Origin of the sequence: Bacillus sp. 2CMS4F, assembly GCF_023161785.1 — a bacterium.
In the GTDB taxonomy this organism is placed as follows: Bacteria; Bacillota; Bacilli; order Bacillales; family Bacillaceae; genus Bacillus; species Bacillus halotolerans.
Genome location: NZ_JALNTO010000003.1, coordinates 291,155 through 297,235, shown reverse-complemented (window position 1 = coordinate 297,235; position 6,081 = coordinate 291,155). Strand labels below are relative to the sequence as shown.

Below are 6,081 nucleotides of genomic sequence, written 5' to 3'. Positions count from 1 at the left end.
AGCTGACAGATACTAATCGATCGAGGACTTAACCTAATGTCTAATGATGTCACACCTGTTATCTAGTTTTGAGAGAACACTCTCAATTGTTTGGTGGCGATAGCGAAGAGGTCACACCCGTTCCCATGCCGAACACGGAAGTTAAGCTCTTCAGCGCCGATGGTAGTCGGGGGTTTCCCCCTGTGAGAGTAGGACGCCGCCAAGCAAGGTAAAGACCAGTTCAGCTGAACTGGTCTTTTTTATATCTGTACTGATTCGTTTTTCTCGGTGTTCATTTTTTCAAGGTTTCGGCTTTTGAAGCTCTCTATTATTTTTAATACTAATACAATAGCCAGCATGATCAACATGCTGAGCGGCACGCCGGTTAACCGATTATGTTTATCACCCGCAGGATTTAACGGCGGTTTCATGCGCTGTAGATAGGCCGCAGCTTTCTGAGCTCTTTACGGAAGAAACGCCGCTGGAAAACTCGAGTCCGCCATCCAAAACTTGATGGGCATAGACCCGGTATCAATGTTCAAGCAGTCAAAACGATTCTTGTTTCTGATCCTGATATGATGTATCATGGCAAATGGCTCAAATATGTTGAGCCATTTTTTTCTTCAGCATTTGACCTTGCACATTTGATTAAAATTTATTATGATACTCTTTGTATAATAACTCCTTACCTCAATACACTATACTCAACGTTTCCCCTTTTTCTCCGAAAGTTTTTCTTTTCATTTTCTTCCGTAAAATAATTAAGCTCCCAATACAACAGAAACGGTGCGGATTTATTTTTAAAAAGGAGTCGTTATATTTGAATAGTTTTACATTAAAACAGCAGTGGTTCGGTAATATTCGAAAAGATATTCTTGCTGGTATTTTGGTGGCGTTAGCCTTAATACCTGAAGCGATTGGTTTTTCTATTATTGCTGGCGTTGATCCAATGGTTGGTCTTTATGCTTCATTTTGTATTGCCATTATTATTTCTATTTTTGGCGGAAGACCGGGGATGATTTCGGCTGCGACTGGTTCGATGGCGGTTGTGATGGTGTCGCTGGTTGCCGATTACGGGCTTCAGTATTTATTTGCGGCCACCATTTTGACAGGTGTTATTCAGGTGATCTTAGGCATCAGTAAAATTGCGAGATTAATGAAATTCATTCCTCGTTCTGTGATGATCGGGTTTGTGAATGCGCTGGCAATTCTGATTTTTTCTGCGCAGCTGCCTCAATTTGAAGCTGCATCTTGGAGCATGTATGCGATGCTTGCCGGATCATTGGTTATTATTTATGTACTGCCGAGGTTTACGACTGCGGTGCCATCTCCGCTTGTCGCAATTATTGTGATGACGATTATTGCGGTCACATTCCATGTGGATGTGCGGACGGTTGGAGATATGGGCAATATCTCTAGTTCATTGCCTCATTTTCTAATACCTGATGTTCCGTTTACCTTCGAAACACTCAACATTATTTTTCCTTATTCCATTGCTTTGGCGTTTGTCGGTTTGCTTGAATCTTTGCTGACAGCACAGATTATTGATGAAATGACGGATACGGACAGTGATAAAAATAAAGAGAGCCGCGGACAGGGTATCGCGAATATCGTCACTGGATTTTTTGGCGGTATGGCGGGCTGCGCTATGATCGGACAATCTGTTATTAATACAAAAGCAGGCGGCCGCGGACGGTTATCAGCCTTTGTTGCCGGTGCTTTTCTTATGTTTTTAATTGCTGTTTTGAGTCATGTCGTCATAAACATTCCGATGGCTGCGTTAGTGGCTGTTATGGTTATGGTGTCTGTCGGCACATTTGATTGGTCTTCTTTAAAAGGCTTGAAAAAAGCGCCGATTACAGATTCAATTGTAATGGTTGTGACGGTGATTACAGTTGTCGTGACGGATGACTTATCGAAAGGCGTATTCGTCGGTGTTCTGTTAAGTGCCGTATTCTTCGTAGCCAAAATCTCGAAGCTGAAGATCGTTTCTCATGCAGAAGATCAAAAGCTGAGAACGTATCAAGTGAAGGGACAGATCTTTTTTGCGTCAGTAAGTGATCTTACGAATGCGTTTATCTATCAAGAGGATATCGAGCGAGTTGTCATTGACTTGACCGATGCTCACGTATGGGATGATTCAGGAGCGGCTGCGCTTGATAAAATTGTTGCGAAGTTTAAAGAGCAAGGAATTGAAGCAGAATTAAAGGGACTGAACAATGCAAGTAAAGGCCTTATGAAACAGATGGCATAAAAGTATGAAAGTCCAGATTGATGAGATCTGGGCTTTTTTATATAACATATGGTTGAACTGCATTGATATAATAGAGAGAAAGAAATTTTTAATAGGGGACTTGTATATGATGCTTCAGAAACTGAACCGTGTATTGGGGAAAGTCATGCCGCTTTTGACACCGACTAGTGTTGTGCTTGGCGTGCTGCTGTCTCAGTTTTTAAATGGATATGAAAGCGCAGTGCCTTGGATATTTGCTTTTATTACGTTTGCGGGCAGCTTGAGCGCGAACTTTCAGTCTTTAAGACACGCCTTGGCGCATCCTCTTCCTATGATTCTTGCATTATTTGTTCTTCATATTTTTATGCCGCTTTTCGCCTGGGGCAGCGGACATCTCATATTTCAAGGTGATCCATTAACGATCACGGGTTTGACATTAGCTGTTGTCATCCCTACAGGAATTACGAGCTTGATTTGGGCTGCAATGTACAAAGGAAATGTCGGTTTGACGCTTTCTATTATATTGATTGATACCGTGCTGTCGCCGTTAATCGTTCCGCTGAGTCTTTCTGTGCTGGCCGGTGCCCAGGTTCACATGGATATCTGGGGAATGATGAAGGGTCTGATTGTGATGGTAGTGATTCCTTCATTCCTGGGCATGCTGTTTAATCAGATGTCATCTCCAGAAAGAACCGCGGCGTTGAGCAGTACGCTGTCTCCCTTTTCAAAGCTGTGCCTGATGGCCGTGATTGCTATTAACAGCTCTGCGATAGCTCCTTATTTCAAAGCGATTGATTTAAGATTTTTAGGGATTGCTGTCACTGTTTTTTGTATCGCGTTAACCGGGTATGCTGCGGCGTGGCTTATCGGAAAAATGATGAAAAGGCGGCAGGAGGAAATTGTCTCTCTTATTTTTACGGGAGGCATGAGGAATATCAGTGCCGGCGCTGTTCTTGCCGTCACTTTCTTTCCGTCTCAAGTAGCCGTTCCGGTTGTGATTGGCATGCTGTTTCAGCAAATCCTGGCTGCCTTGTTCGGCTATATGCTGAACCGTTTCGAATTAAAACCCGTCTTGCAGAAGGCATGAAAAAAACCGCTCATATGTTGGAGCGGTTTTTTCCGTATAGCCATTCCAGCGCATTGATAAATTGTTTGCAGAAATGCTTGCGGTGGTGCACCGCCCCTTTTTCAATGACGAGGCACAGCTGATCTTGAGTGAACCCTTTTTCTATTAGGCTCTCGTGCACGTATTTTGTTGTTTGGAGCATCGTCTGCTGAATCGATTGTTTTCCGGCGCCTTCTTCACTGCCGACAGACATAAAAATACGCGTTGAACCTGGTCTTACAGAGGAAGTATAGATGGTTTCTGCTGCGTTCTCGTACCAGTATGAACTTGAGAGAGATCCTATTTTTCCAAATAATGATGAATGTCTTAGAAAGGCGAACATTGAGATGAGGCCGCCTAATGAGGCGCCGATCATACCTCTGGATTGTGCTCTTCTGGAGACATTCCAATTTCCCTCCACAAACGGAATGAGCCGGTTTGTTATTTCAGAAAGATAGTCAGCCCCCTTACCGCCGAAGTCTGGAAACTGATCGCTGAGTGATGCGGCGGGCCAAGGAGTGTACTCGTCGAGCCGGTTTTTAGGCTCTATGCCGATCAGCACGAGCTCAGGCACCCTGTTTTGATGAAACCTGTTTTCTATCAGTTCTAGTTGATCTTGAAACAAAGAACCGCCATCCTGTACGTAAACAGAAGGAAATGCCCTGCTGTCCGTACTGTAGGAAGGAGGGAGATACAGCTTAAACATCCTGTCGCCCGCCTTATGCTCTGATAAAGATCCGTTCAAACATTCTCCCCCTTTTTTTGCTTGAAAAGCAGGTATAAGAAATACGGAACACCGAGTATCGCCAAAATAATGCCGGCTGGCACTTCTGCGGGCTGGAAAAACAGTTTTCCGGCAAAGTCTGCGCTCAATACAAGCAGCATGCCGATCAAACCGCTCAAAGGCAAAATATAACGGTGTTCAACACCGGCCAATCTCCGGGAAATATGAGGCGCGATTAAGCCGACAAATGCCATGCTTCCCGCCACAGAGACACAGGCGCTAATGATGGCGACACAGGCGACGAGCAGAATGGTTTTTTCTTTATTTGACGAAATGCCAAGGCTTCTGACCGTGTCTTCGTCAAAGCGGATGGTATCGAGCAAACGAGATTTGGCCAGAAGAATAGGAATAAACAGCAGCATCCACGGAAGAACCGCTGTGATATATGTCCAGTTTGCTGACCAGATGCTGCCGTTTTTCCATACCATAGCCATTTCATAATCTTGCGGGTCCATTTTTAATGATAGAAACAAAGACAACGCGCTGAAGCCTGAATTAATCGCGATTCCTACCAGAATAATTCTGCCTGAATCTAAATTGCCTCTGTTCCAAGCGAATATGTAAATCATAACAGCAGCAGCCAGTCCGCCGATCAGGCCGAAAAACGGCATTCCCATTGCCGCGACAATCGAAGTTACTTCTTTCTGGCCTTGGAACAATAGCATAAACGCCACAATACCTGCCCCTGCTCCGGCATTGATTCCCAATATTCCCGGGTCTGCAAGACCGTTTCGTGTGATGGCCTGAATGACAGCTCCTGCTATGCCAAGTCCGAGTCCGATAATGGCTGCCATGACAATCCGCGGCAGTCTTAAGTCAAACAGCAAAACTTCATACTGCGGATTGGGATTGATCTGAAAAAGAGTGGAGAGCAGCTCTGTCGGACGAACAGAAAATGATCCGCTGGTCATGCTGAAATAGCTGACGAGGAGAATCAATACGATTAACACTGCATATTTTTTAGCCATTTTGCTCTCCTCCTTTTCGTTTGATCAAATAAAGGAAGAAAGGAACGCCGATAATAGAAGTCACAACCTCAATCGGTGTTTCAAATGGATAATTGATAAATCTGCTGGCGAGATCGCACAGCGTTAAAAAGACGCCGCCCAAGATGCAGGAACAAGGAATCAGTCTGTTATAATCTGAGCCGACGAGAAATCTCGTGATATGCGGAACGACTAAACCGACAAACGCAATTTTTCCGGCAAGCGCTACAGCACTTCCGGTTAAAATGATGACAGAGATCATTGCCATGATTTTGATCGTTTTTTTCTTTTGGCCCAAACTCTTAGAAATATCGTCGCCTAGTGATACAGCGGTTACCTTTTTGCTGAGAGAAACAGCTATGACGATACCCGCCAGGAAAAATGGAACGGCAAGCTTTAGAAAGTCGGGGCTCATTTGATGAAGTCTGGCGCTGTACCAGAAACTCAGATCCTGTGAAATTTGAAAATAGATCGATATGGCAGCCGCTAAACTATTAAGCAGCATGCTTGTGACTGTGCCAATGATGGCTAGCTGTACGGGCGTAAACCCGTTAGGCAGCATTGTTGCCAGGCCGAATACCAATGCAGCTCCAAATGCGGAGCCGATAAAAGAGTAAATGATCATTTCAAGCGAAGATGATTGCGGGAGCAGAACCATACAAAGCGTGATGATAAACGCGGAACCATCTGAAACACCCATAATTGAGGGCGATGCCAAATAATTGCGTGTGATGCCTTGCATGAGCGCTCCAGATACAGCAAGGGCTGCCCCAATGAGCAGAGCGCCGGCAGCCCTTGGAATCCGGGAATGCCATATGATTTGATGGTCTGTGTTTCCCGGATCAAAATGAAAAAGTGATGCAAAGACAATATCAGCATTAAGCTGCTTTGCGCCATAGAGGACGGAAAGCAGCAATGATAATGCAATAGCAAATGGAGAAGTAATCAAAATGATACGTGTCCACTGTTTTGAATACATACAAAAACCTACTCT

Annotated in this window: 5 protein-coding genes and 1 rRNA gene; 3 read left to right on the top strand and 3 right to left on the bottom strand. The window is 44.5% G+C overall.

Going from position 1 to position 6,081, the window contains the following annotated elements:
- Positions 1 to 89: 89 nt before the first annotated feature.
- The 3 genes from rrf to MTN95_RS08190 all read left to right on the top strand — a co-directional run bounded on the left by rrf (position 90) and on the right by MTN95_RS08190 (position 3,299).
- A 5S ribosomal RNA gene (gene rrf / locus MTN95_RS08200) occupies positions 90 to 205 on the top strand.
- Between the two features lie 594 nt (positions 206 to 799).
- Positions 800 to 2,233 carry a SulP family inorganic anion transporter gene (locus tag MTN95_RS08195; RefSeq protein WP_248337689.1) on the top strand — a complete coding sequence of 478 codons (1,434 nt, stop codon included), beginning with the start codon at positions 800 to 802 and terminating at the stop codon, positions 2,231 to 2,233.
- 145 nt (positions 2,234 to 2,378) lie between these two features.
- Positions 2,379 to 3,299, top strand: a complete 921-nt coding sequence (locus tag MTN95_RS08190) for a bile acid:sodium symporter family protein (protein ID WP_083510113.1) — start codon at positions 2,379 to 2,381, stop codon at positions 3,297 to 3,299.
- A 10-nt stretch (positions 3,300 to 3,309) separates the two neighbouring features.
- On the opposite strand, the gene MTN95_RS08185 is transcribed toward MTN95_RS08190, so the two are convergent.
- From MTN95_RS08185 to MTN95_RS08175, 3 genes are read right to left on the bottom strand one after another with little or no spacing between them, the layout of a single operon-like run.
- Positions 3,310 to 4,062, bottom strand: a complete 753-nt coding sequence (locus MTN95_RS08185) for an alpha/beta hydrolase (RefSeq protein ID WP_248337686.1) — start codon at positions 4,060 to 4,062, stop codon at positions 3,310 to 3,312.
- Positions 4,059 to 5,069, bottom strand: coding sequence for an iron ABC transporter permease FeuC (gene feuC / locus MTN95_RS08180; protein ID WP_044162186.1), 1,011 nt, complete (start codon positions 5,067 to 5,069; stop codon positions 4,059 to 4,061). Before feuC ends, MTN95_RS08185 begins: the two co-directional genes overlap by 4 nt.
- On the bottom strand, positions 5,062 to 6,066 hold the full coding sequence (locus MTN95_RS08175; protein WP_024120017.1) for a FecCD family ABC transporter permease: 1,005 nt from the start codon (positions 6,064 to 6,066) through the stop codon (positions 5,062 to 5,064). The genes feuC and MTN95_RS08175 overlap by 8 nt, the downstream gene beginning before the upstream one ends.
- Positions 6,067 to 6,081 lie beyond the last annotated feature (15 nt).